This is a genomic window from Rhodococcus sp. IEGM 1307, from assembly GCF_030056915.1.
Classification (GTDB): Bacteria; Actinomycetota; Actinomycetes; order Mycobacteriales; family Mycobacteriaceae; genus Rhodococcus_F; species Rhodococcus_F opacus_D.
Map to the genome: position 1 here is coordinate 41,727 of NZ_JASHKW010000009.1, position 25,690 is coordinate 67,416.

Annotated in this window: 21 protein-coding genes and 2 pseudogenes; 21 read left to right on the plus strand and 2 right to left on the minus strand. The window is 62.3% G+C overall.

Annotated features, from left to right (window positions below; all coding sequences use genetic code 11):
• Window positions 1–141 precede the first annotated feature (141 nt).
• The 12 genes and pseudogenes from QM841_RS18875 (at window position 142) to QM841_RS18930 (ending at window position 11,273) form a co-directional block, all read left to right on the plus strand.
• A complete protein-coding gene (locus QM841_RS18875) occupies window positions 142–909 on the plus strand; it encodes an IclR family transcriptional regulator (protein WP_283333086.1) in 768 nt (255 codons plus the stop codon).
• A 607-nt stretch (window positions 910–1,516) separates the two neighbouring features.
• A pseudogene (locus QM841_RS43415) lies at window positions 1,517–2,063 on the plus strand (IS1634 family transposase); the annotation flags it as partial.
• Between the two features lie 257 nt (window positions 2,064–2,320).
• On the plus strand, window positions 2,321–3,970 hold the full coding sequence (locus QM841_RS18885) for a flavin-containing monooxygenase (RefSeq protein ID WP_283333087.1): 1,650 nt from the start codon (window positions 2,321–2,323) through the stop codon (window positions 3,968–3,970).
• Entirely contained in the window at window positions 3,967–4,263 is a 297-nt protein-coding gene (locus tag QM841_RS18890) for a Dabb family protein (RefSeq protein WP_083849750.1), read from the plus strand. Before QM841_RS18885 ends, QM841_RS18890 begins: the two co-directional genes overlap by 4 nt.
• Window positions 4,264–4,327: 64 nt before the next feature.
• The gene (locus tag QM841_RS18895; protein WP_283333088.1) at window positions 4,328–5,197 is read left to right on the plus strand and encodes an SMP-30/gluconolactonase/LRE family protein; all 870 of its coding nucleotides are present in this window, start codon (window positions 4,328–4,330) and stop codon (window positions 5,195–5,197) included.
• 222 nt (window positions 5,198–5,419) lie between these two features.
• Window positions 5,420–6,868, plus strand: a complete 1,449-nt coding sequence (locus tag QM841_RS18900; RefSeq protein ID WP_283333089.1) for an aldehyde dehydrogenase — start codon at window positions 5,420–5,422, stop codon at window positions 6,866–6,868.
• A gap of 114 nt (window positions 6,869–6,982) precedes the next feature.
• Window positions 6,983–8,236: a CaiB/BaiF CoA transferase family protein gene (locus tag QM841_RS18905; RefSeq protein ID WP_283333090.1), complete on the plus strand. Its 1,254-nt coding sequence runs from the start codon at window positions 6,983–6,985 to the stop codon at window positions 8,234–8,236.
• Window positions 8,237–8,459: 223 nt separating this feature from the next.
• Window positions 8,460–8,663 carry a hypothetical protein gene (locus QM841_RS18910; protein ID WP_283333091.1) on the plus strand — a complete coding sequence of 68 codons (204 nt, stop codon included), beginning with the start codon at window positions 8,460–8,462 and terminating at the stop codon, window positions 8,661–8,663.
• Between the two features lie 415 nt (window positions 8,664–9,078).
• Entirely contained in the window at window positions 9,079–9,279 is a 201-nt protein-coding gene (locus tag QM841_RS18915; protein ID WP_005264727.1) for a tautomerase family protein, read from the plus strand.
• 331 nt (window positions 9,280–9,610) lie between these two features.
• Window positions 9,611–10,411, plus strand: coding sequence for a crotonase/enoyl-CoA hydratase family protein (locus QM841_RS18920; protein WP_011595734.1), 801 nt, complete (start codon window positions 9,611–9,613; stop codon window positions 10,409–10,411).
• Between the two features lie 383 nt (window positions 10,412–10,794).
• Window positions 10,795–11,103: a DNA ligase-like domain-containing protein gene (locus tag QM841_RS18925; RefSeq protein WP_283333092.1), complete on the plus strand. Its 309-nt coding sequence runs from the start codon at window positions 10,795–10,797 to the stop codon at window positions 11,101–11,103.
• Window positions 11,100–11,273: a hypothetical protein gene (locus tag QM841_RS18930; protein WP_283333093.1), complete on the plus strand. Its 174-nt coding sequence runs from the start codon at window positions 11,100–11,102 to the stop codon at window positions 11,271–11,273. Before QM841_RS18925 ends, QM841_RS18930 begins: the two co-directional genes overlap by 4 nt.
• A 375-nt stretch (window positions 11,274–11,648) precedes the next feature.
• On the opposite strand, the gene QM841_RS18935 is transcribed toward QM841_RS18930, so the two are convergent.
• Entirely contained in the window at window positions 11,649–12,899 is a 1,251-nt protein-coding gene (locus QM841_RS18935; protein ID WP_283333094.1) for a TetR/AcrR family transcriptional regulator, read from the minus strand.
• Window positions 12,900–13,565: 666 nt separating this feature from the next.
• Between QM841_RS18935 and QM841_RS18940 the strand changes: the two genes are divergently transcribed.
• From QM841_RS18940 to QM841_RS18980, 9 genes and pseudogenes are all read left to right on the plus strand, one after another.
• The gene (locus QM841_RS18940; protein ID WP_005264718.1) at window positions 13,566–14,339 is read left to right on the plus strand and encodes an enoyl-CoA hydratase-related protein; all 774 of its coding nucleotides are present in this window, start codon (window positions 13,566–13,568) and stop codon (window positions 14,337–14,339) included.
• A 19-nt stretch (window positions 14,340–14,358) separates the two neighbouring features.
• Window positions 14,359–15,525: an acyl-CoA dehydrogenase family protein gene (locus QM841_RS18945; protein WP_317569501.1), complete on the plus strand. Its 1,167-nt coding sequence runs from the start codon at window positions 14,359–14,361 to the stop codon at window positions 15,523–15,525.
• Between the two features lie 2 nt (window positions 15,526–15,527).
• Window positions 15,528–16,601 carry an acyl-CoA dehydrogenase family protein gene (locus QM841_RS18950; RefSeq protein ID WP_283333096.1) on the plus strand — a complete coding sequence of 358 codons (1,074 nt, stop codon included), beginning with the start codon at window positions 15,528–15,530 and terminating at the stop codon, window positions 16,599–16,601.
• On the plus strand, window positions 16,598–18,214 hold the full coding sequence (locus tag QM841_RS18955) for an AMP-binding protein (protein WP_283333097.1): 1,617 nt from the start codon (window positions 16,598–16,600) through the stop codon (window positions 18,212–18,214). The genes QM841_RS18950 and QM841_RS18955 overlap by 4 nt, the downstream gene beginning before the upstream one ends.
• A 45-nt stretch (window positions 18,215–18,259) precedes the next feature.
• The gene (locus QM841_RS18960) at window positions 18,260–19,891 is read left to right on the plus strand and encodes a flavin-containing monooxygenase (protein ID WP_283333098.1); all 1,632 of its coding nucleotides are present in this window, start codon (window positions 18,260–18,262) and stop codon (window positions 19,889–19,891) included.
• Window positions 19,892–20,029: 138 nt separating this feature from the next.
• A complete protein-coding gene (locus QM841_RS43420; RefSeq protein ID WP_477951500.1) occupies window positions 20,030–20,200 on the plus strand; it encodes a Dabb family protein in 171 nt (56 codons plus the stop codon).
• Window positions 20,201–20,212: 12 nt separating this feature from the next.
• A complete protein-coding gene (locus tag QM841_RS18970) occupies window positions 20,213–21,079 on the plus strand; it encodes an SMP-30/gluconolactonase/LRE family protein (RefSeq protein WP_283333100.1) in 867 nt (288 codons plus the stop codon).
• Between the two features lie 695 nt (window positions 21,080–21,774).
• Window positions 21,775–22,113: a WhiB family transcriptional regulator gene (locus QM841_RS18975; protein ID WP_283333101.1), complete on the plus strand. Its 339-nt coding sequence runs from the start codon at window positions 21,775–21,777 to the stop codon at window positions 22,111–22,113.
• Between the two features lie 128 nt (window positions 22,114–22,241).
• A pseudogene (locus tag QM841_RS18980) lies at window positions 22,242–23,065 on the plus strand (TspO-related membrane protein).
• Window positions 23,066–23,537: 472 nt separating this feature from the next.
• On the opposite strand, the gene QM841_RS18985 reads toward QM841_RS18980, so the two are convergent.
• Complete coding sequence (locus QM841_RS18985; protein ID WP_283333103.1) at window positions 23,538–25,679, minus strand: MMPL family transporter; 2,142 nt, start codon at window positions 25,677–25,679, stop codon at window positions 23,538–23,540.
• Window positions 25,680–25,690: the final 11 nt, after the last annotated feature.

Sequence of the window (25,690 nt, forward strand, 5' to 3'; positions counted from 1 at the left end):
CAGACCGCGGGTCGCCCTGCCGCGAAGGATGCCCCGCATCACTTGGAAAGTGTTCCAGAAACGCTAGAGATACACAATAGCGAAGCAGACTACGTATATACGCTATCTAGTGAGCGTGGATGCCATTGCTACGCTTTCGCAATGACGGAAACTTCTCCGGCCGCCGGAGCTGTACCTTTCGAGCAGGTTCCCGAGCGTCCCCGCCATCGCATGATCGACCGGGTCGCGGCAATCCTCGAACTCGTCGCCCGCTCCGGTGCCGGTCTCACCCTCACGGCCGTGGCAAAGGCTCTCAACGCCCCAGTGAGTTCGGTGCATGGGCTGCTCAACGGTCTCGTCGCCGTCGGCTACCTCGACGAGCGCGACCGTATCTACACCCTCGGTACAGCGCCCTACCTGCTCAACGTCATCGCGGGACGCCCCCCGGTCACGTCGATAAGTCACGAACAGCTCCAGCAAGTGCACGCCGAGGCCGGACTGACCATCGCGCTGTCCACCTCGGTGGGCGACGACCTGTTCTACGTTGACCACGTCTCCTCTGAACCGGAGTACGCGTACCTGGCGGAGAACCGCCTGCGGCGCTCCCTGCTGCGCACGTCCGCGGGGTGGCTGCTACTGGCCGACCGCGAGCAGCGCGACATCTGGGCCTACCTCAACTCCCGCCCGGTGGCCGACGCCGACTACATCGAGCAGTTCCTCTACGCCCTCGAGGCACTACGGGCGACCGGCGTGTGTGCAGCCCCGGGCGTGGCTGTCGAACGCGGTGACGGCGTGTCGGTGGCTCTCCGGGAACGCGGCCGAACCATCGCCACACTCGGTGTGGTCGGCGTTCGCGAGACGATCATAGAGCGGCGCGACGAGCTCGTTAAGATCTGTCTCCGGCACGCCGAGGAGTGGGGCTTTCGCTGACCGCTAGGCGCGCGACTCCGTGCGAATGCCGAGTGCACGAACGTTCTCACAAGATGTAGGACGAACGCGATCTCTCGGGTCAACGCCCCTGATATTTGCCGGCGCGTTTGCCCGCGAACGCCGTCAGCGCCTCACGGTGACCTCGGTGTGATGCGCGAGCGCCCACAGAGCGGCCGACAGCTCGAGAGCAGTGACTCCAACGGCTGGTGCTGAGACTCCCGCAACAGGAGGGCTTCGTGCCACTGGGGTCGTTCCCGGTGCGGCGAAGAACGCGCGGGGCGAGGCGACCCGCAGGTTAGTCGAGCCCACGACGTTGATGGCGGTGACCAGGGGCAGGATCGACGCTGATCAGACACGTCTCGAGCTGGAGCTGGACCGGAGTCGCAGGTCCGCGCGGGCGGGGATGCGGTGGTGCGCTCGCACTCCAGCGAGGTCCTGTGGGCCGACCTGGTCGGGACGTACTAGGCGCTGGGGTTCGATGAGATCGGCGATGAGACATTCAAAGTCGCTAGTGTGCGCCCGACTGATCGAGCCGAACGGCAAGCTCGACACGACCGGGCGCTCGAAGACATCGGCGTCCAAGCACCCCCCGAAACACGATCAACGCCAACCTGCGGGGCCGTCGTTCATCGTCGCCTCCCGAACCTCCAAGGCCCCCAGGGAAACTCGAGGATCACTTCGGCCGCCGCGGTAACACTATCGCCGAAGGTGACACCGCGGAGCTGACCCGCTCGATGGGCCAGGGCCCTGACCGGCGCGACCGCAGGGTGGTGTGGCACTAAAAGTGGCAGCGCGCCCAACGCGACCGGCGCACCACTAACGCGCAGATCGACCGCACCCAGCGCGTAGGCGACCGGGCAGAACCACTACGAAGGTAACGATCCGTCAAGGTCACCGGACAGAGCGTCATCCTGGATGAGGCATCGATCGAGCGGGCCCGCCAGTCCGCCGGCCACAAGGGCTACGTCACCGACATCGAGCCGACCGCGATGGTCGGAAAGGCGGTCGTGGCCACCTATCACACCCTGCGGAAAGTCGAGCAGTTCTTCCGCCTCGCCAAGTCCGAACTGAAGGCCCGACCGGTCTTCCACCGCACCCGCGAGTCGATCGAGGCGTACCCGACCATCGTGCTCGCCGCTCCAGCCATCGCCCGCCCGCGCCGCGCGGCCAACGCAGCAAAACACTACTGAAGCGTCCGTGTTTTACGTAGTTATGAATTATTCTCTTTAGTTGCGGACTTGAAGCCTGAAGCCTATGGTGTACACCACATCCCAAGCAAGACTTGGTCGCAGTCACACAGGTTCCAGGTCTCGCTCCCCTCCAGCTCGTTCGGCCCTCTAATCACCTCTGATCAGAGGGCTACAGCGAGCGGCAACCCTGCCCCATCTCAGCGTTCGAAAGGTCCAAATCGATGACCGCAATCCACGCTCCAAAGAACGACCTGGCACAGTCTGCAGAAACACCTACCTATGACGTCATCATTGTCGGTGGTGGTTTCGGTGGCATCTATCAGCTACGCCATCTTCGGGACCGGGGATTCTCTGTGATCCTCCTTGAAGCCAGTGGCGGTTTCGGCGGGGCATGGAGCCTCAATCGCTATCCGGGAGCAAGGGTGGACAGCCACGCACCGGTATATCAGTTCACTGACGAATACCTCTGGAAGGATTGGGACTTCTCGCAGATGTACCCCGATCATGAGGAAATGCGTAGCTATTTCAATTATGTTGATTCCAAACTGGACCTGAGCAAGGACAGTCGATTCAACACTAAGGTCGTGGGCGCGACGTTCGACGAAGAGCAGCGGATGTGGAACCTCGAAACACAGGACGGAGCCACTTTCCGGGCAAGGTTTGTGGTGTTCGCTACAGGGTCGACCACGGAACCCTACACACCATCCATCCCAGATATGGATGCGTACCAAGGAGAACTGGTTCATACCGCCCGATGGCGTTCCGATCTGGACATGACGGGAAAGCGCGTCGCGATTATCGGAACTGGCGCAAGCGCTGTTCAGGTAGTGCAGGAAGCAGGCCCAGTAGTCGAAAACCTCACGGTTTTCCAGCGCACTCCGAATATTTCGTTGCCTATGCAACAGAAGTACTTGGATGATGAGGAACAAGCCGCCCTGAAGAACAAAATGCCCGAGGTTGCCGCGAAATGTCGCGAAACCCACGCAGCGATCGACTACGACTTTGACCCCCGGAGCGGTGTCGAAACCCCAGAGGACGAGCGCAATGCTGTCTTTGAGCGCCTATGGAATCAGGGCGGATTCGCATTCTGGCTGGGAAATTTCTCGGACTATCTATTCAATGACGAAACAAATGCGCTGACATATGAGTTCTGGAAGAACAAGATCAAGCCCCAGATCAAAGACCCAGTCAAAGCAGAGCTGCTGGTCCCAGAAATCGCCCCTCATCCCTTCGGAGCCAAGCGGCCGGCCCTCCATCAAAACTATTATGAGGTGATGAATCAGACGAACGTCTCTCTTGTCTCCACCAAAGAGACCCCGATCGTCGGATTCACCGAAACTGGGATTCGCACAGCCGACGGAGTCGAGCACGGCGAGTTTGACATTGTCGTTCTCGCTACAGGCTTCAACAACAACACCGGCGCACTAACCTCGATCGACGTTCAGAACGCGAATGGCGTCACTTTACGTGACAAATGGAGCCAGGGCGTAGACGCGTACCTCGGAGCAGTCACAGCCGGGTTCCCGAACGCCATTTTCGTCTACGGCCCCCAGAGTCCTGCTGCATTTGCGAACGGGTCCACGAACGCCGAGCTTCAGGGCGAGGTCATGGTCGACTTTTTCGAATTTCTTCGGTCAAACGGACTCACCCGTTTCGAATCGACAGTTGAAGCGGACAAAGCTTGGACCGCGCACATCAACGAGACCGACGACACGGCGCTATTCAATCGGGCGAAGTCTTGGTACAACGGGGGCAACATTCCGGGCAAGAAAATGCAGATGCTGCAGTATCTAAACGGCGTACCGACATACTTGCAGTTCTGGCAGAAGGAAAAGGAGTCCGGATATACCGATGGGCTGACCGTGTCATGACTTTTCATCACTTGGTCGCTATATCATGGACCCGGTCGATCGATGACTCGAATATATCGGCTTTCGCAATTGCGCTTGATCAGCTGTCCGCCGAATGTACAGAACTGCTACATGCCTACGCTCATGGAAGAGACATCAGTTCGCGCGACGTGAGCAGCGACTACGGGATTTCCGCTGCGTTTCATGATCCAACAGGCTACGCCGAGTACGACGTGCATCCTGCTCATATTCGCGCAAAGGAGCTGCTCTCCAAGTTCGCGGCGAAATACACCGTAGTGCAATTTGAGGCGTGACCAGCGCCTAGGATGCGTTAACTCGAAGCTGCAATCGCCATATCTACCACCGAAAGGGCAGGCAATGAAGAACCATTCACTGCAGACAATATCCAGTGGGCATGGCTACCTCGAAGCACCACGCTGGCACGATGGTCGACTATGGGCCAGCGACTTTTTTGGCAAGCACGTCCTTCATTTCGAAGAGGACGGCAGCCACACTGCATTCGCGACGCTCGAAGAGTCACCGTCTGGGCTCGGTTTCCTACAGGATGGATCGGTCTTAGTGGTCCTCTTGGATCCGACGAAGAAGAAGGTTGTGCGAATCGCGCCCGACGGATCCGTCAGCGAGTACGCCGATATCGCGCATATCGCCCGCGGAATGGCGAACGACATGCTGGTATCGCCGTCCGGACATGCCTACATTGGCAACTTTGGCTTTGACCTCGGGGCTGAGGATCCGAAGGCGACAACTTTGGCCCACGTAACACCCGAGGGCAACGTAAGCAGAGTTGAAGGCGATGCGATATTCCCGAACGGAGCTGCTCTTAGTGCGGACGGTCGAACTTTGCTCCTCGCGGAGACCTTCGGTCACCGGATTGATGCTTTTGACGTAAACGCCGATGGTTCTTTGACTAATTTCCGAGTGTGGGCACAACTCGACGAGAGCATGCACCCTGACGGGATTGCACTGGACACCGAAGGTGGCGTCTGGTTCGGCAATGGCGTGACCAACGGTCCGGAGAGCGGCTTCTATCGCGTTGAGGAGAGCGGCGAGATCACCGATTCCGTTCTCGTGCCTGACGCCTGGGCTGTTGCGTGCACGTTTGGCGGATCAGACCTGGATGTGCTGTACATGTTTTGCAATGCGACCACTCTCGAGCAGTTCGGTCAAGGTAAGTCACAAGGCACCGTCCGCACCGCGCAGGTGAATCGACGTGGCGTCGCACAGTAGGCCGGCCTGATCTCCCTAGATGTGGGCCGTCCGTACGGAGTTCGATCTGGCCCGAGACGGACCGATCGGTACGGTGCCGAGCAGTCATCTAGTCATTCGCTTCAACTGTAGACGCTCCAGCGCTTTGCCCTTCGTTTGGCTGCGGCAGCGCATTGACCGTAATCGTCTTTCGTAAGCAACCTTGGAAGACAAGGTATATGACCACTTCAGAGAGGTTACATTATGCCCCCAGCCGGTGGCGCCGACCGCAGACAGTTTTATATTAACGGTCAGTGGCGAGAAGCTGTCGACCCAGAATTATTTACTATTGCAGAAGCAGCAACCGAGCGGCCGCTGGGCGTTGCCGCAATGGGTGGTCCTTCGGAGATTGACGAAGCTGTTTTGGCCGCGCGGGCGGCACTCGACAACGGCCCCTGGGGGCGTTCCACCCCGCACGAACGGGCCGAGACTATGCGGCGGTTCGCCGATAGCCTCGAGCGCCGAGGAGAATCCACCGCGCGCTTGGTCAGTCAGCAGAATGGCATGATTAGGCCTTTATCGATTATCAGTAACGCTGCGGCCCCGGTAGCGATACTGCGTTCAATGGCTGAGCTCGCCGAGGCACGGACTTTTGAGACTCGCCGCCCCAGCAAGAAGGGGCACACCATTGTGCGGCAAGAGCCAGTCGGTGTTGTTGGTGCAATCGTTGCGTGGAACTATCCTCAGTTGCTGGCTATGGCCAAGATCGCTCCTGCTCTCGCCGCTGGGTGCACTATCGTTTTGAAACCAGCCCCCGAAACTGCGCTTGACGCCTATGTGCTCGGGGAAGCAGCGGAAGATGCAGGTCTACCGCCTGGAGTCCTCAACATTGTTGCTGGTGGCGTTCGCGCGGGCGAGGCCCTTGTGGCTCATCCGGGTGTGGACAAGATTGCATTTACCGGGTCAACGGCTGCAGGGCAGGCGATAGGCGAGGCGGCAGGCCGGTCCCTTAAGAGGGTATCGCTCGAGCTCGGTGGCAAGTCGGCGGCCGTTGTGCTCCCTGATGCGGATCTGGATGTCTTCGCTAGGAGCCTGGACGACGCTGTGTTCAAGAACGGGGGGCAGACGTGCACCACAAACTCCCGTATCTTGGTTCCCCATAGTCGTTCCCGGGAAGTTCTAGATGTCCTGGCTGCCTATGTGGATGATCTGGCGATGGGGGACCCGCTTGACGACGCGGTCACTTTGGGCCCGATGGTGAGCGATCGACACCGAGAGCGAGTTAGAAACTATATCCGGCTTGGGGAGTCTGAGGGATTCCAGCTTGTCCGTGGCGGCGCCGAGCCGCCTGATGGCCTAACGCGAGGGTGGTTTGTTTCGCCTACTATTTTTGGAGGCGTGGACAATAACAGTCGACTGGCACAGGAGGAGATATTCGGTCCTGTCATCTCCGTTATCCCGTACGGGTCCGAGGATGAGGCCGTTCGTATCGCAAATGACACCGTCTTCGGTTTGGGCGGGGTCGTCTTTACTGACGATCACGAGCATGGCCTAGATATCGCGTCACGGATCAGGTCTGGCACAATGGGGATCAATTATTTTTCGATCGACATGGGCTCCCCCTTCGGTGGCGTGAAGCACAGCGGAATTGGGCGAGAATTCGGCCCTGAGGCGCTGGATTACTATCTTGAATACAGGTCCATCTATGTCTAGTCGCCTCGGAGCCTTCCGACCCCACTCCCTGTTCAATTGGATGCCTAGAGGCTTCATGATTTACCTTCCCCCTCGGCCGGCCCGACCCTTCAATACCCACCAGAATGAGCAGCCATGACCAACTCGACAGTCAACGCCCTTTCGGCCGACGCCTGGGACGCCTCTTCCAATTCAGCCGCGCTGCCTCCGCGGACTGGCGCGCTCACAGACATTCGCGTCGTCGACCTGTCGCGGGTGCTCGCCGGACCACTGTGCGGGCAGATGCTCGCTGACCACGGTGCGGACGTAACGAAAGTAGAGCCACCAGCCGGCGACGAAACCCGCGGTTGGGGCCCGCCGTTCGTCAGAGAAGACCACAGCACGTACTTCGACGGGCTCAACCGCAACAAGCGCAACATCAGCGTCGACCTACGAATCGAGGAAGGACAGCAACTCCTGCGCCGAATGCTCGCCGAGGCCGACGTCGTGATCGAGAATTTCAAGGCCGGGACGCTCGAGAGGTGGGGCCTGGGCGACGAAGTACTCGCCGCGGAGTTCCCGCGCCTCGTACACTGCCGGATCACCGGGTACGGTACCGACGGGCCGCTTGGTGGCGCGCCCGGGTACGACGCCGTGCTTCAGGCACTGTCCGGGCTTATGAGTATCAACGGCGAAGCTGACGGCGAGGCGATGCGGATCGGGATCCCGCTGGTGGATATCATCACCGGCCTCAATGCGATGAACGGCATCCTCATGGCGCTGCACGTGCGGCGCCAGACCGGGCGCGGGCAGCTTGTCGACCTCGCGCTGCTCGACAGCGCGGTGTCGATCCTGCACCCACACGCCGGCAAATGGTTCGCTACCGGCGTCGCGCCGGAACGCACCGGCGTCGCGCATCCCACCATCTGTCCTTACGAGACGTTCATCTGCAGTGACGGACCGTTCTTCATTGGTGCCGGCAACGACCGGCAGTTCCGGTCGCTCGCCAACGCGTTGGACGCGCCCGGGCTCGCCGAGGACCCACGGTTCACGACGAATACCGATCGTATGGCGAACGCAGTACAGCTGCGCAAGGTCCTCGGCGGACTCATCGGCGGTTGGCAGCGTGAGGCCCTGGCCGCCGCGCTTCGACTGGCCGGTGTTCCCTCGGGGGCCGTGAACAATGTCGGGGAGGCACTCAACCTTCCGCAGGTGCGGCACCGAAAGATGGTGATCGAATGCGACGGGTACCGAGGTGTCGGCGTACCAGTAAAGCTGTCCGAGTCCCCCGGTTCGGTACGATTCGGCCCTCGTCATCGCGGCGCCGACACCGACGCTGTTCTCGACGAGCTCGGATTTTCCGAGAACGAAGTTGCGTCTCTACGCCGCTCCGGGGTATTGCCGGAGTAGCGGGGCCGCAACACCCGTGAAATCCGTCATTCGGGAGCGTTCCGAGGACGGCATACCGATTGCAGCACAGTGGATACGAACTCCGGTCCGTTGTCCATCCGCAACATCAGCGGCGGTCCACCCCACAGCGCGAACGCCTCGTCCAACCCGATCCAAGCGAGCCATCGCACCGGCCTGGAAGTAAGCGACCATTGAAACCTTCGTCGCCCCACACTGCCCATTCGTGGTCCCCGTCGAAGACCCCGAGCAGCACCGCATGCTCGGGAGGCTCGAAGTAGCGGTCGGAGGCCGGTTCCAGCAGCACACGCTTCTCCGTGAGACGAACCTGCCCGAGCCCGTCGACTCGAAGAAGTCGCGCCGTCGGCCACTCCCGCAGCGCCTCGGCGTCGTCGCGCAGTGCGGCCGGGCGGTCGCGGCCACCACGTGAAGCCGCGGCCAGTCGCGATCGAGTTCGATCATAGATTCACGCCCAATCTCGTAATGGTGTTTCACAATTGCTCAGAAAACTCATGTTCGTACCGCGCGCTTTCGCCCATCAACCCTGAAGGCCCCGGAGGGCTCGCCTTCCAGGCACCGTACTACCGACGCGTTGTCAACGCGGTTATTCCACAGATGATCTCATCCACCATGAAGAATGGCTATCTGACACTTGCTTTACTGCAAGCTAAGTGACACGACACACCAACCTTGTATCATCATATTCGTTGCACCCCAACCTTTTTAATCGATACTTAAGGCTGTTACCCTTGGCCGTGGCACGGTTCCCACCGATCAACTGATCTCGATTAGCGAAGTGGTTTGTCGAGTGCCTTTCCCCAACAAAAACCCTCAAGGAGCACGCTATGCCGCTGTTGCATGTGACCCAGACCCCCGGCCAATCCGCCGAAGCAAAGCGTGAGCTATTGAAAAAGCTGACCGCTGCATACGTGGACGCGACAGGAGCGAAACCGGCAAGTGTCTGGGTGACGATCGAAGAAGTGTCGAAGGACGATTGGGCCATCGGCGGTGAGACTCTGACCGAACGAGCCTCGAAGCCGGCCTGACCGACTTTCGGCGAGCGACTCCGACTTCTCGTTCGGCCACCTCGGTCGCGCGAGAGGCCGGAACCCACCCTCGGTTCTCACTGAACGTCGGCGCCCCCGATCAACTGGACGTGGTGCCCTCCGCTCAGCAGGTGAGCGGAGGGCACCACGTCGACAAACTCGTCGATGCCATCAAATGTTGCGGAAACGGCGTAGTCGGCGTTGCCGTCCTTGATTCCGAGATCTCGGCCGTGCCGATACTGAACAATCTGCGGACTGCAGCCGAAGTCGGGACCGACAACTATAAGTCAGTCATCGTGACTGATTGACCCTCACACAAGGAGCAACTTTCATGGATGATCCCGTTCTCGTCCAGCGCGACGGTGTTATCGAGACCTGGACAATCAATCTGCCCGAAGAGCGCAACCCGATCTCCGGCGAGGACGTGATCGACGCGCTCGTAGCGTGCGTGGCCGCTGTCAATGCCAGCCATGAGACCAGAGCAGTCATCGTGACGGGCGCCGGTTCCGCGTTCTCGGCGGGCGGTAACGTGAAGGACATGGCGGAAGGCCGCGGGCTCTTCGGAGGCAAGCCTCACCAGCAGCGCGAGGGCTATCGGAAGGGAATTCAACGTATACCTCGGGCGATGTACAACTGCGACGTCCCCCTGATTGCGGCGGTGAACGGCCCCGCAGTGGGCGCCGGCTGCGATCTCGCGCTCATGTGTGACATGCGGATCGCCTCCGACACGGCCTTCTTCGCAGAAAGCTTCGTCAAGCTGGGCATTATTCCCGGGGACGGTGGAGCGTGGTTGCTGCCACGCGCGATCGGCGCGGCCCGCGCTGCCGAGATGACGTTGACCGGGGACCGCGTCGACGCGGCGACTGCACTGGAATGGGGGCTGGTCTCCCGGGTCGTCGCCCCGGAGCAGCTGCTCGACGAGGCGCGCGGGCTGGCGGAGCGCGTAGCGGTCAATCCGCCGAACTCGGTGCGGATGGCAAAGAAGCTTTTGCGTGAATCCCAGCATCTGAGTCTCGATAGTTTGCTCGAGTTGTCCGCTGCCATGCAAGCGCTGTCCCATCACACCGCCGACCACCGGGAGGCCGTCAGCGCGTTCATGGAGAAGCGTCCGGGTTCCTTCACAGGTGAGTAGCACCTGAATCGCTCGAGGCTGGGTCGGTATCACCGGAGAATGACCGCCCAGCCGCCCGCGAGCTCAGTATGAGAACCACGAACGAGCAGATTTATCACCGCCTGACCCAACCGAGCCGGAGGACATTGCGCGTGCCATCGTGGCATTGATCGAATGCTTCAACTAACCCCGGAGGTGATGACAGTGATTCCGATCCCCCGTACGGGTTGGGCGACAGCTGGATGGTGTGGACACCTTGGCTGGTGCCCATCGTTCTCTGGTGGAACTCCTGGCACTGACCCAGTACCTACCGCGCGCAGCTGACATGACTATGGCGGACCACATCACCGCTGTTCCGGAATAAGCGGACCGTCTTTGGCCAGGTCACGGGCTTAATCGGGCGTATGCGTCTGATCGCGCCCATGCTGGCCACGGCCGGCACACTCCCGGACAACACGGACCGTCCGTGGAGTTTCGAGATGAAGTACGACGGGTGCCGGATGCTGGCCTCGGTGGGCGGCTGCGAGCCGGTGCTGTGGACCCGCGCCATGAACGTGGTGACACCTCATATCCCGAGATCGGCGGCCGCGGACGCATCGTTCTCGACGGCGGGGTCGTCGTACTCGATCACGGCAAGCCCTCGTTCGGCCTGCTCCAGCGGCGCATGGGGATTGCACACGCGACGAAGCCGTTTCAACGACGAATCCCTGTGACATTCTCACCCTTTGACGTCCTGGCGTTCGACGACCTGGACATCGTGAGCGCGTCCTACCTGGATCGGCGGGCGGAGCTGGCCGAGCTGGAGTCGATCATCCAGAACGTCGGCGGCCTGCCCATCACCGTCCCCCGCACTGGGAAAATCAGAGCAGCAGAATCATGCTAAATGCCGCGAACAGTGCTGGAATGGAAGGAATTTTGGCCAAACGGTCGACATCGATCTACCTTCCGGGCCAGCGGAGCTGAGCCTGGATCAAGCACGCAATCCGGACTCGCAGTTCGGTTTTGGCGATCGGCTTCGTCGGCTGCAGCCGGTCGGTTGCCGTGCTGATCCTCGGAGCGTACGACGCTACTGGTAATGCGGGATATTCAAACCTGCGGAGTGCCGATCGATGATGGAGAGCAAACCAGGGAGTCGGTGTTGCACGCGCTTGTCACGTTGCGTCGACTTGGGGCGATACCTAGATCATGAGGGTGAGGAAAGCCGCGATAGGTACCAGCGCTCTTGTCGCGATCGCAACCATCGCCGGCGTTTACTCGGTTATTCATCACGCCGCCGACCCGATCGTGCCGATGGCATCGGGGTATTTAGAAGAGCATTCATCGAGCACGCAACAAGCTCGTCGGGGAACTCGGCGTGTCGTGAGAGGTGCGGAATACGGACAAGATCGTTGAGTGCTGTGCGAACCGCATTCACCAGCGCGAGTGCGTCTGCCTCGGTGACTTCTGAACGCGAGGTTCGTAGCCATTTGACCCATTCGGCGAGGTCGTCCTGGCGGATTCGCCGATCACGCTCGGTAGCACTAGCGGGGAGGTTGAGGGCTTCGGTAACTGAAACCGCGAACAGGTCCGTTGCTTCGGTTGCGATACGAACATAACCTCTCACGAGGCCGTCGATGACCTGTTCATCGGAGGCGCTGTGATGCATGGCCCTGGAGCTCTCCAGGGCCATCCATTCCTGTACTCGGATGATCATGGCGGAAAGGATGTCGGCCTTGCTGTCGAAGTACCGGTAGACGGCAGGGCCTGCGATGCCGAACTCGTCGAGGCTGACTCCACCGAAACCGCGCTCCCGGAACGCGCGCGCCGCTGCTGCGATGATCTGTTCGCGACGTGATGTACCTGGTCGTTCATTTGCGATTGGAGCCTCCGCCGCTGGCGCATCGCGGAACTCGGGTGACGCTGACGCGCTTTCGGGGGTATTGATGGCTGCCAACGCAGCAGACACCAGCAGTGGGGACAGGCGACGCTGTGACAGTGACCGGTCGTAGTGCCCTGGGCTGGTGATGATGCTCACCGCCATCCACGCGCGTACGTCGGCACCGAATCTGCTCTTGGAGGGATCGGCTTTTTCAATGGCCCTTCGCACCGCGCCTCCGATGCGACGAGTACCCTCGCGCACTCGCTCGAAGTCATCGGCGGTGAGGTGCCGTGCTTCTCGCTGCCATAGGGGGCCGAGTCGAAGGCTCTCCAGTGATGCCTCGACCATCCGCGTCAATAACTCCTCTAAGCTGCAGACGCCGGTTTCGGAGCGCTCGGCGGATTGGGCTGCCATGAGCAGTCGGTCCTGGTCTTCGAGGACCACCTGCGACAGTAGATCCTGCTTGTTGGCGAAGTGCCGGTAGATCGCCCGTGCGGTGACGTCGGTTGCCTCGGCGATGTCTTCCATCCGCACGGCGTGAAACCCGTATTTCGTGAACAATTCACTGGCGTTGTGGAGTATCTGCGCACGCCGGTCACGGGGTCGCCGGCGCGTGGCAGCGGACGTCTTCACAGTTTGCGATGCGGTCACGACGCCCCTTTTCCTCCTCGAGGCCCATATGGATGCACACGATGTCCGGACTGGCGGCGCAGCCGTTGATACAGCCTTCTGACGATATACCGGCGGCGGACGGTCCCCCCGCAGTACCCCGCACTACCGCCGTTCGAGGGCCGATCGGACACAATGCCTCCTTCTACGCGGGGCGGCGCAGGCGCACTGCGTACGAGCGTAGGTGAAGTCTCCACTACGGCCGCAGCCCGAACAGCATGCACAATTTTCGATAAGAGTCATGGACAACTTCCGTTACACGATGCTACGTGCTTGATTCGATGAAAGATACGTTTGCCTGACATTTTCGGCTCAACACTTAGCGATGCGCCCCTCGCATTGCCGCGGTTCACTAGCGGATCGGCAGCTCGTCCTGCTCGACATTTGCCGCTTGAACAGGTCATATGCTTCCGAATGGACGAAAAATCAACCATGCATCCTCTGAACTCTCTGGCTTTGAGCAGTTTCACATTTTCAGATACGAGCTATTGACATATCTATGGGGTGGGGCCTACTAATGTGAGTAGAAGCACACCCGGTCGTGGCGCAAACCACTAGGGATCAAGGACATGCCGCCTCACGGAGGCGACCATCCGCACCCGGCCGGTCACAGCTCCTGCTTACGCCCGTTCGAACAAAGGAACCTCGATGAAGGATCTGCAATTTCTGCAATGGAAGACCGATCAGAAGGTAGGCACGGTCTGGCTTACCCGCCCACCGGTCAACGCGGTCACCCGCGAGATGTACGCAGAGATCAAGTGGTTCTTCACCCACACGGAGGAGTACCTCCCCGAGGCTCGGGCGATCGTCTTGACCGGCGCCGGCAAGCACTTCTGCGGCGGCAACGATCTCACCGAATTCCAGACGATGACGCCGGAAAACGCCGGTGAGCGCATGCTTGCGGTCCGTGAAGCGTTCTGGTCGATCTACGATTGCCCGTTGCCGGTGATCGCAGCTGTCCACGGAGTGGCCGTGGGCACCGGATTGGCCCTGGCAGCGTCGTGTGATCTGGTCGTGGCAGCCAAGGGCGCCACCTTCACGCTTCCCGAGGTCAACGTCGGTGTGATGGGCGGCGCCAAACATGCCTCACGCCTGGTACCGCAGCAGTTGGTCCGCTATCTGCACCTCACCGGCGAACCGCTGTCTGCCGAGGAACTCGCGCAGCAGGGCGGCGTCTTGAAAGTCGTCGATCCCGATCAGCTACTCGACGTAGCCTACGACGTGGCGGCCAAGATGGTCCGGCACTCGCCGGTCACGTTGCGGTTCGCCAAGCGCAGCCTCAACGCGATCGAATACCAGGACCTCAAGGGCGGCTACGAGTTCGAGCAGGGTCTTTCCGGCGAGTTGTCCGCTTACTCAGACGCCAAAGAGGCCGTAGCAGCATTCTTCGAGCATCGCGCACCGGCCTACACGGGAGCTTGAGATGAATGCTGTTTCACCTGTGCCGGTCGAGCAGATCACCGAGATCGCCGATCTGCGGCGCGAGGCTCGGAGGTGGCTTGCCGAAACAGAGATCCCCACCGTGCCGTTGGAGCTGGAGGAACGGTACAACGTCCTTCGTCGATGGCAGCGCACACTATTCGATGCCGGATGGATGGGGCTGGGATGGTCACGTGAAGCGGGCGGACGTGGCCTCACCGCGCGGCACCAGCAAGTCTTCTCCGAGGAGCTGGCGCGCGCTCATGCACCCGCCCCGATCGGATTGATCGGCCTCGATGTGGTCGGCCCCTCGATCCACCGGTACGGTTCGTCCGAGCAGCGCTCCCGTTTTCTGCCACCGCTGCTCGCGGGCGAAGACATCTGGTGTCAGGGGTTCTCCGAACCCTCTGCCGGCTCCGACCTCGCATCACTGCGGACCCGCGCTCTTCGCCACGGGGACAAGTACGTCGTCAACGGACAGAAGGTCTGGACCAGTTGGGGCAATCAGGCCAGTTGGTGCGCATTGCTGTGCCGCACCGACCCCGACGCCGAACCCAAGCACGCCGGCATCTCCTACCTCATCGTCGACATGAGTTCCCCCGGAATCACCGTCCGTCCACTCGTCCAGATGACAGGCGATGCCGAATTCTGTGAGGTCTTCTTCGACAACGTCGAAGTCCCGGTCGGCAACCTGGTCGGCAAGGAAAACGACGGCTGGCGAATTGCCCTCGACACCCTGTCTCAGGAACGTGGCAACTATGCAATGCGCCGACAGGTGGAGATCGGCTGGGGTGTCGAGAAGACGATCGACGGACTACGAGGCACCTCCTTGGAATCGACGACCAATCGTCGGATCAGCACCGCCATCGGAGAGTCACACGTGGCGCTGCGGGTGTTGGATGCTCAGATCCGCCGAACTGTGCAACGCCTGATCGACGAAGAGGGACCACATCCGCTCGACTCGATCGACAAGCTCGTCCTCAACGACGCAGAGCAGGTGGTCGGCCGCGCCCTCGCCGATCTCCTCGGACCGTTCCGCCTCGACACCGAATCACAACCTCTCGGGCTGAACGCCGCGCAGTTGATTCACGATCACTACTTCTCGCGTGCCGCATCGATCTACGGCGGTACATCACAGATCCAACGCAACATCGTTGCCGAGCGACTGCTCGGCCTACCCAGGAGCTGATGATGACTCTCACCGTAGCTGACGTGGACCTCGTCACCCCGATCCGCGAATTCTTTGACCGCCGTGTCACATCCGACTACCGCCATGCCCTGCTCAGCGGCGGCGGCTGGGACCCGGAGCTGATGGCCGAACTCGACGACCTCGGCTGGTCCGAGCTGACCCGCCCCGAAAACCGCGGTGGTCTAGGAATCGACCTGACCGCGGTCGCCGGTCTGATCGCCTTGGTCGGTGATCGGCTCGTACCCGGCCCCCTGGTCGAGCAACTGATCCTGCCGGCGTACCTCGACATTCCCGACGGTTCGCTCGTCGCCTTCGCCGACCCTGCCGTCACCCTCGACTGGGCATCCTCGATCGGTTCCGTGCACATGGAATCGGGGCAGATCCAGGGAACGATCGAACTCGTACGCTTCGGCGGCGAGGCCGACTCGCTGGTACTGGCAGTCGACGGCCCGGACGGACCGGCGCTGCTGCTCCTACCGGGCAGTGACCCGGCGCTGGTGCTCACGCCGATCACCAGTTCTGATCCCACATCGCATTACGTGCGCCTGGAGATCGCATCGCGAACTGTCGCCGACGCCGAGATCCTCGCCACCGGAATCGAAGCGGCCACACTCCTACGACAGATCCGGGCATGGTTCCGGCTTCTCACCGCGTGCGAAATCAGTGGTATCGCCCGCCGCATGCTCGAGAAAACTGTCGAGTACGTCGCGCAGCGCCAGCAATTCGGCAAGCCCGTCGGATCCTTCCAAGCCGTGAAACACATTGCGGCGTCGATGGCACAGGCGGCCATCTCGATGGAGGCGCTCTGCGAGGCAACGGTTTCCGATATTGCCTCTGCTGAGGTTGATTTCGACATCGAGATGGCAACGTGGACGGCCAAGGCTTATGCCGCCGGCGCCGGACGACAGGTGGTCGAGGACGCCTTGCAGTTGCATGGCGGGATCGGCTTCACCACCGAATACGACCTACACTGGTACTACCGGCGCGTCCTCGCCCTGCGGACCTGGTATGGGGACGAGCACGAACTCCACGCACTCATCGGTTCGCGGCGCCTGACCGACGGAGTCGACCGATGATCACCGCAACCCACACCGATTCCGCGCGCCGCGACCGCTACCTCACCAGCGGCGAGTGGAGCCACAGCACGATCGATTCTGCTCTGGCCGAGTATGCACACCATCACCCCGATCGGCTGGCTGTGGTCGATGGCGATCGTCAGGTCAGTTATGCCGAACTCGACGCCATGATCCGCCGGTTGGCCGGCGTGCTACTCGAGCGTGGGATCCGGCCGGGCGACTCGGTGGTGTGGCAGTTGCCGAACTGGCTCGAAGCGATCGTCGTACATCACGGCGCGCTGCGGATCGGCGCCGTCTCCACCCCGATCATCCCGATCTATCGACATCGCGAAGTGCAGTTCATTCTGAAGCAGTCGCGAGCGCGTATCGCGTTTGTGCCCGGCATGTTCCGCAGCTTCGACCACCGCGGGATGTTCGACGAGCTGGCGCCCACGCTTCCCGACCTCGAGCATGTGATCACCGTTCGCGGTTCCGACAACGAGTTCGACCACCTCCTCTCGGGCGCAACCCCACTCGACAATCCCGTCGAGCACGCCAGCACCGATATCGCATTGCTTCTGTACACGTCCGGAACCACCTCCGATCCGAAGGGTGCTCTACACACCCACGAAAGCCTGGATTACGAGAACCGGAGCATCATCGAACTCTTCGATGTAACTGGCGAGGACATCGTGTACATGCCCTCACCGGTCGGTCACATCACCGGAATTCTGTACGGACTGCAGTTGCCGTTCATGCTCGGCAGCCATGTCGTGTTCCAAGATATCTGGGACCCCGGCGCCGGCCTGGAGTTGCTGCAACGCCGACGCTGCACGTTCGTCATCGGTGCCACACCCTTCTTGCACGGACTGGTACACCACCCGGATCTCGCCGAGTACGACATCGCCCTGCGGGTTTTTGGTTGCGGTGGCGCCGACGTACCCCCCGAACTGATCCGGCAGGCCGAGGAGCAGCTGGGCTGCACCGCGACCCGCATCTACGGATCGACCGAATTCCCGACTCTGTCCGGCGGAAACGCGAGCGATCCGCTGGACAAGCGCGCCACAACAGACGGGCGTCCTATCGGGTCCGCAGAAGCGAGGACTGTCGATGAGCACGACACTCCGGTCCCCCCGGGCGCGGTCGGCGACCTGCAGGTTCGTGGCCCTGACCTGTTCACCGGATACCTCGATTCGAGACTCAATGCGGATGCCTTCGCCTCGGGTGGCTGGTTTCGGACCGGTGATCTGGCGGTGATCGACGAGGACGGGTATATCCAGATCACCGGTCGGCGTAAGGACATCATCGTCCGGGGCGGGGAGAACATTTCCGCCAAGGAGATCGAAGACCTGCTCTTCGAATATCCCGGTATTGCCGACATCGCGGTGATCGGCATGCCCGACCCGATCATGGTCGAACGCATCTGCGCCTATGTGGTACCGAGCGACCAGGCGCATCCACCTGCGCTGGACGAGCTCACGTCGTTCCTGCGCGAACATCGGATGGCTACCCAGAAGCTGCCCGAGCGGCTCGAAGTCGTCGAACAACTACCGCGGACGGCGACGGGCAAGATCCAAAAGTTCGTCCTGCGTGACCGAATCCGGGACGTTCTGACCTCCGACAACGCTGTCTGATCGCGCTCCCCCATCTCCCTCGTACCCCTTCTGGAAGGAAATTCTGTGAACACCACACTTCTCGAGGAGCTCGACGTCCTCGTCATCGGCGGCGGCTTCTCCGGCGTCTACCAGCTCGACCGGCTGCGCACCCTCGGCTACAACGTCAAGATCTACGAAGCCGGCACCGGACTCGGCGGCGTCTGGCATTGGAATTCCTATCCAGGTGCACGCGTCGATACCTGGGCGCCGGTCTACCAGTTCTCGCGTGAAGAGCTCTGGCGCGACTGGAACTGGAGCGAGATGTACCCCGGTCGTGACGAGCTGGTTCGCTACTTCGAATACGTCGACGAGAAGCTCGACCTGAGCAAAGACGTCCGCTACGAGACCCGTGTCTTGGCAGGCCGATTCGATGAAGAAACCCATACGTGGACATTGGTCTCCCGCAACGAGCGCACCGGTGAGGAATTCACCACCCAGGCGCGGTTCGTGATCATGTGTCTCGGTGCCGGCTCCAAGCCCCTCTTCCCCAACATCCCTGGCCTCGAGAAGTTCGGGGGCGACTGCTTCCACACAGCACGCTGGCCACTGGAGGGCTACGACCTTGCGGGCAAGCGGGTCGCCGTCATCGGCACCGGAGCCAGCGGCATCCAGGTAATCCAGGAGGCCTCGAAGGTCGCAGATCATCTGACGGTGTTCCAGCGCACCCCCAACACCGCGCTTCCGATGAATCAGCGGGCGCTTGGCGAGGCGGACAATGCCGAGATGAAGAAGACCTACCCGGAGCGATTCGCCAATCGCAAGAACACCTGGGCCGGTTTCGATTATGACTTCCTCAAAGAGAACCTCCAGGATCTGACCGAGGAACGTCGCAACGAAATACTCGAGGAACTCTGGACCAACGGTGGACTGCAGCCGTGGCTGGGTGGCTTCCTGAATGTCCTGTTCGACAAGGACGACAACGACATCCTGTACGCGTTCTGGCGGGACAAGACACGTCAACGTATCACCAGGCCGGAGCTGGTGGAACTGCTTGCACCGACCGAGCCGATCCATCCGTGGGGCGTCAAGCGTGTCTCCCTGGAGCAGAACTACTTCGAGAGCCTGTGCCGTGACAATGTCAAGCTCGTCGATACCTCTGCCGATCCGATCCGGGAGGTCACCAGTGACGCCATCGTCACCGCGGACGGTACCCGACACGAAGTCGATGTCATCGTGCTGGCCACCGGCTTCGACTCGGTCACCGGAGGCTTGACTGCCATCGATATTCGCGGCACCAGAAATGAGACCTTCGAGGAGGTGTTCCGCGGCGGCAGCCGTACAGCACTAGGCAAGGCGACAGTAGGCTTCCCGAATCTCCTGTACGTCTACGGACCCCAGAGCCCGAACGCATTCTGCAATGGTCCGACATGCGCCGAACTTGAAGGCGAACATCTGATCCAGATCGTCGAGCACATGCGGAACAACGGCTACACCCGTATCGAGGCCAAGCCGGAAGCCCAGCAATATTGGGGTGCGCATATCGCAGAGCTGACCTCGGCCACCCTGTTCCCGCTGGCCAAGTCTTGGTACATGGGCGCCAACGTGCCCGGCAAAACCGTCGAAATGCTCATGTATCCCGGCGGTCTTTCGGTATACCTCGAGATCCTCGAGAAGGCTGCTGCCGGTGGATATCAGGAGCAGTTCGAACTCGTCTGAACTCACCTGGCCAGCCACCCGATCGGAACCCGAGGGTCGACATGCTCATGCATGTCGTGACATTCACCTTCAAAGCCGTCCATCTCGACCAGTTATATCGACGAATTCCAAAGGAATTTCGAATTTTTCGGCGACCAAATACCGTACGCGCGCAATGTCCGACACGGTATCGACCTCGGAAAGCGACCGAACAACGTCAGATACGCACTGGTTGCCCATTTCCAGGACGAAGCCGACTTCCAGCAGTATCTCGACCACCCTCTCCGCAAGGAGCTGACCCAGTCCAGTACCTCAACCCGCACGGACTAAGGAGTTCACGCGATGGCTACCTACCAACCCACAGTATTCTCGACCGGGCATCAGTTTCTCGAGGCACCTCGCTGGCATGACGGAAAATTCTGGGCCAGCGACTTTTTCAGCGAACAGGTGCTCACCTTCGCCGAGGACGGCACCGCAACGCCGATAACCAAAGTGCCCGGTCGACCGTCCGGACTCGGTTTCCTACCCGACGGGACCCCCCTTGTCGTCTCGCAAAACGAGCGGTCGGTGTATCGCATCACCGCCGGCGGCAAGCTCGAGCAGTATGCCGACTTCAGCGCACTGGCTGGAGGGATCGGCAACGACCTGTATGTGTCACCGGCGGGCGACGCTTATGCCGGAAATTTCGGATTCGCGCTCGGTGAAGAGGATCCGAAGCCGACTCACCTCGTTCACATCCGGGCCGACGGCAGCGTCTCGCAGGTTCCTGGAGATCTGATCTTCCCCAACGGCTGCGCACGTACCCCCCGTGGCACCCTGCTGGTCGCGGAAACCTTCCCGCACCGCATCAGCGCGTTCGACATGGCGGAAGATGGCGGTCTGACCAACCACCGAGTATGGGCGCAGCTCGACGAATCGTTTCATCCCGATGGCATCGCCCTCGATAGTGACGGCGGCCTCTGGTTCGGGAACGCCTTGACCCTCGGCGCCGACAGTGGCTTCTATCGGGTCGTCGAAGGCGGCCAGATCACCGATAAGGTCGAGGTCACCGACACGTGGGCAGTGGCGTGCGCCTTCGGCGGAGAGAACCTCGACACCCTCTACCTCTGCTGCAACACAACAACGCTCGAAGAGTTTCACGAAGGACGCTCGACCGCTCATGTGGCCGTCGCGCAGGTCGGGCGCACCGGAGTTCCGGCGTCCATCTGAACGTGAGGAGACAGGCGTGAACACCACGATCGTCACAGAAGGCCGGGTTCATCGCGGGCGATCTTTTCGCCCGTCGATGCCGCTCACGCCGACCCGCCCGAAGCCCTCTCGTCGGGTATCCGCCGACGCCGTCGCCCGATGTCTGCCCTCGAACACCGCCGGAGAAGCGCCGGATTTCCGTCCGGCCGGTCATGCAACATCTCGATCCCGGACGTGGCGGATCAGGCTCCCACACCGGTCGCCGACGACGCTACAGAACGAGACGGCGGATGTGATGCCAGTTACTTTCGAGCGATACCCTTCGGTAACGTTCGCCGTGTCGCTACCATCAATTGCACACCGTTTACCACCTCGTCAGAGGTGATCGAGTGTGGATCATCCGGGTTCGTCCCGGTCCCACCGATGTCGAGCCCAGGCATCAAATGCACCGACACGCCCCGCGGACGTGGTGCCCGCCGATCACAGTCCCGGACCCAGGTCTGTCGCTACCGCTACCCGACCGCCGCCTCCCGGGCATCAGAAGTGACACCGCGATGTGTCGAGGGGTCTTGTCGCACAACACCTTCTGATGCAAAGCACTATGCCGTGGTTGTTTCCCGGGAGGCGGCAACAAGCCCAGGCCCGCCAGCCACGCACGCTCCGCCCATACCGACGGATCGGCCCACCGGTCCCCTCCGAAAGCGACCCACCCCGCTGTGCCTGATCATTTCCACCACTCCCCCGACCGGGACTGGCAACACCGCGCGTCCTGCCGCGGCACCGACACCAACCTGTTCTTCTCCCCCGACGGTGAACGCGGCCACGACCGCGCCCGACGTGAGCGCGCCGCCAAACAGATCTGCCAGGACTGCCCCGTACTCGCACGGTGCCGAGCCCACGCCCTCACCGCCACCGAGACCTACGGCATCTGGGGTGGCATGTCCGAAACCGAGCGCACCCGCCACACCCGACGCACCCGCGTCCCGGCCCGCCACCGCGACGCCACACACGCTCCGGCACCACACCACCACCGCTCTCCCTGCTCGCGCACGTGACGAACACGACATCGATACCCCGGCACGGCTCCGCACCGGAACCTGCGAACGTCTCTCCACAAACCGGCCGACGGCACTCCTGAAGTCCCTATCGTCGACAACGGACGTTCTCCCCCAAAGGAGTGACCATGAGCGGATCGATCGATCATCCCCGAACGACGAGGCCCGTGTGCTCGTCGTGATCCTCTCCGCGGTGGTGGCGGTCGTGGGTTCGATCATCGGCTCAGGGGCGCTTGCGGGAACCCCGATCTCCCAGGTCGCCGACGGCGCCCTCGCCGCCGACGCCACCGCAGTGGCCCCCGGCGGGCCCGCCTTCTCCATCTGGACCCTGATCTACCTCGGGTTCCTCGCGCTCGCGATCTGGCAGGCACTGCCCGCGCACCGCACCGATCCTCGGCAACGCCGCGCCGGGTGGTGGCTCGCCGCGGCGATGATCCTGAACGCGGCGTGGATAGTCTGCGTGCAGTTCGAACTGCTGTGGCTCAGCGTCCTGACCATTCTCGCGTTACTCGCAGTGCTGGTTGTCGTGTTCGACATCCTGACCAACATGAAGCCGTCCAATCGTGTCGAGGCGATCGTGGTCGACGCCACCGCGTTCGTGTACCTCGGATGGGTGTGTGTCGCGGTGGTCGCCAACATCGCCGCCGCCCTGGCCGCCGCCGAGATCGATCCGTTCGCTCTCGGGGCCGATACCTGGGCCGTGCTCGTCCTCACCGTAATCGCCGTGGTCGCCGTGGTCCTTGCCGTCGCCGGTCACGGACGCTTCACCGTCACAGCAGCCATCGTCTGGGGGCTCGTATGGATCGCCGTCGCGCGGACCACCGGCGACGGTTCCACCTCACAGCCCGCCGCCATCGCCGCGCTGACGGCCGCCGCGCTGGCCATCGTCGCCACCGCGATCGCCCGGCTACCCCGCGCACGTTCCGGCGAGCCCACGGTCACGAACCCGTAATCGCGTAGTGCTTGGCAGGTCGACCACGAGCGATCCGCAGTGGCCGACAGATTCCCCCGATCACACCCGTCCTGGCCGCCCACAACTGCGCCCGCATCTTCTCCTCGAAACACTGGTCTACCGACGCCGAACATGGAACGTCCCCGACGAGAACGAAGTCGTCCTGTGCGGAGGTCAACCAACCAGGGGACGATAACTCTCGAGCTCGGGAAGCGACCTCACGCATCCCGCTTCCGCCACGGCCGTCACCTCGTCGAGGTAGGCCAGGACGGGCCGGATCGGCGGCCGAGGTCGTGCCCGGGTCGCAGAGCTGGACCTCCAGACGATCACCGGCCGTGGTCGCGTCCCTACTGACGCACCGACATTCGAGTTGTACCGCGCAGTCCCGCTGTGCCGTTAATCGAGCCAGGCTCGGCTGCGCGACCATGAGCGAACAGGCAGGCATCACGCTTGCGGCGTTCGCAGAGCGCGCTCACGTACGACTCGAATCCAATTCCGGCTCCGCAGAGACGTTCTCGTCGGGCTCCGGTGCCGAGGCGAGCTTGCTCGGCCACCAGATCTTCTGCCCGATGTCGACGGTGAGGGCGGGCACCAGGAGTGACCGCACGAGGAGTGCGTCGAGGAGCACGCCGAACGCCACGATGAAGGCGATCTGTGCGAGGAAGATCAGCGGGATGACGGCGAGTGCCGAGAAGGTCGCCGCCAGAACCACTCCCGCCGACGTGATCACTCCGCCGGTGACGGTCAGGCCGCGCAACGCGCCGCGCCGGGTTCCGATGCGCCGGGCCTCTTCCCGGACCCGGGTCATGAGGAAGATGTTGTAGTCGATTCCGAGGGCGACGAGGAACACGAACGCGAACAGCGGGACGACGGGATCGGCACCCGGAAACCCGAAGACGTGCTCGAAGACCAACGACGAGATGCCCAGCGTCGCAGCGAAGGACAGGACGACTGTTCCCATCAGCAGCAGCGGCGCGAGTAGCGAGCGCAGCAGCAGGCACAGGATCGCGAACACCACGAGGATCACGACGGGGATGATCAGGGTGCGGTCACGCGTCGACGTGGTCTTGGTGTCGATGTCCGTGGCAGTGGTGCCGCCGACCAGGGCGTCGGCGCCGTCGATCGGGTGGACGGCGTCACGCAGGCGGACGATGGTGTCCTCGGCCGCGAGGGAATCGGCCGGATCGGTCAGGGTGGCTTCGATCGCCACCCGGCCGTCCACCACCAGTGGGTCCTGCGTGCCGGGGGTCCACAGGACGGTGATGTCGCCGACCCCGTCGACGCGGGCAGCGTCGGCTACCGCTTCGCGGGAGCCCTCGTTCGCGATGATCACCGCCGGTGAACCGGAGCCGGCGTCGAAGTGATCACCGAGGAGCTGCTGGCCCGCAACGGAATCGACTTCGAGCAGGAACGTCTCGGACTCCGCGACACCACTCGCCTCGAACTGGGGCATCAGGAGCGCGAAGAGCACCAGCACCAGGCTCGACGCCACCCAGAAACGGCGCGGGTGCGCACCGATCCGTGCCGCGAGCGCGGCCCAGAACTTGTGGTCGGCGGCCTCGTCCTTCTCGGCGTGCCGCGCGTCGAACGCGGGCCTGCTCGGCCAGTACGCCGTCCGGCCGAGGAGCACGAGCACCGCGGGGAGGTACGTCATGGACGCGACGAACGACGCCGCGATGCCGATTGCCGCCACCGGCCCGAGTCCGCGGTTGGAGTTGAGATCGGACAGCAGCAGGCAGAGCACGCCGGCGATGACGGTGCCCGCGGAGGCGGCGACGGGTTCGAGCGTCGCCCGCCACGCGGTCCGCATGGCACGGTACTTGTCCTGCTCGATCCGCAGTTCCTCGCGGTAGCGGGACACGAGCAGCAGTGCGTAGTCGGTCGCGGCACCGAATACCAGGATGAACAGGATTCCCTGGCTCTGCCCGTTCAGCGCGATCACACCGGTGTCGGCGAGCAGGTACACGAGGAGACTCGACAGTCCCAGCGCGAAGACGGCGGAGGTGATCACCGCGAACGGGAGGATCGGGCTGCGGTAGACGACGATGAGGATGAGGATCACGACGACACCCGCCACCAGGAGCAGCAGTCCGTCGATTCCGGCGAACGCCGCGGACAGATCCGCGACCTGACCGGCGGGCCCGGTCACGAGGACGGTGAGACCGTCCGGTGCGGCGCCGAGCGCGTCCCGGAGTTCCGTGACACTGTCGCCGACCTCGCCGGCGCTATCGACGGGCACGAACATCTGCAGCGCCCGGCCGTCGGCGGACGGGATCGGCGGCGACACCTCGTCACCGAATCCCTCCGAACCGGCGAAGGAGTTCGCCGTGCGGGCGAGGAACTCGGTGTCGGACGCGGTGATCCCCGACGCCCGTTCGGCGACGACGATCGCGGGCACGAACTGCGTGTCGGTGAAGTCCTTCTGCAGCGCGGACACCTCGGTGGCCTCGGCGGACGCGGGCAGGAACGACGTGCTGTCGTTCTGCTGGACCGAGGAGAGTTTGCCGGCGAACGGACCACCGAAACCGCCGACAGCGAGCCAGACGATCACCAGCAGGGCTGGCAGAATCCACCGCAGGCGACGAACCGGGCGTGGGCGGGCAGTTGTGGTCACGTGCTCTCCAA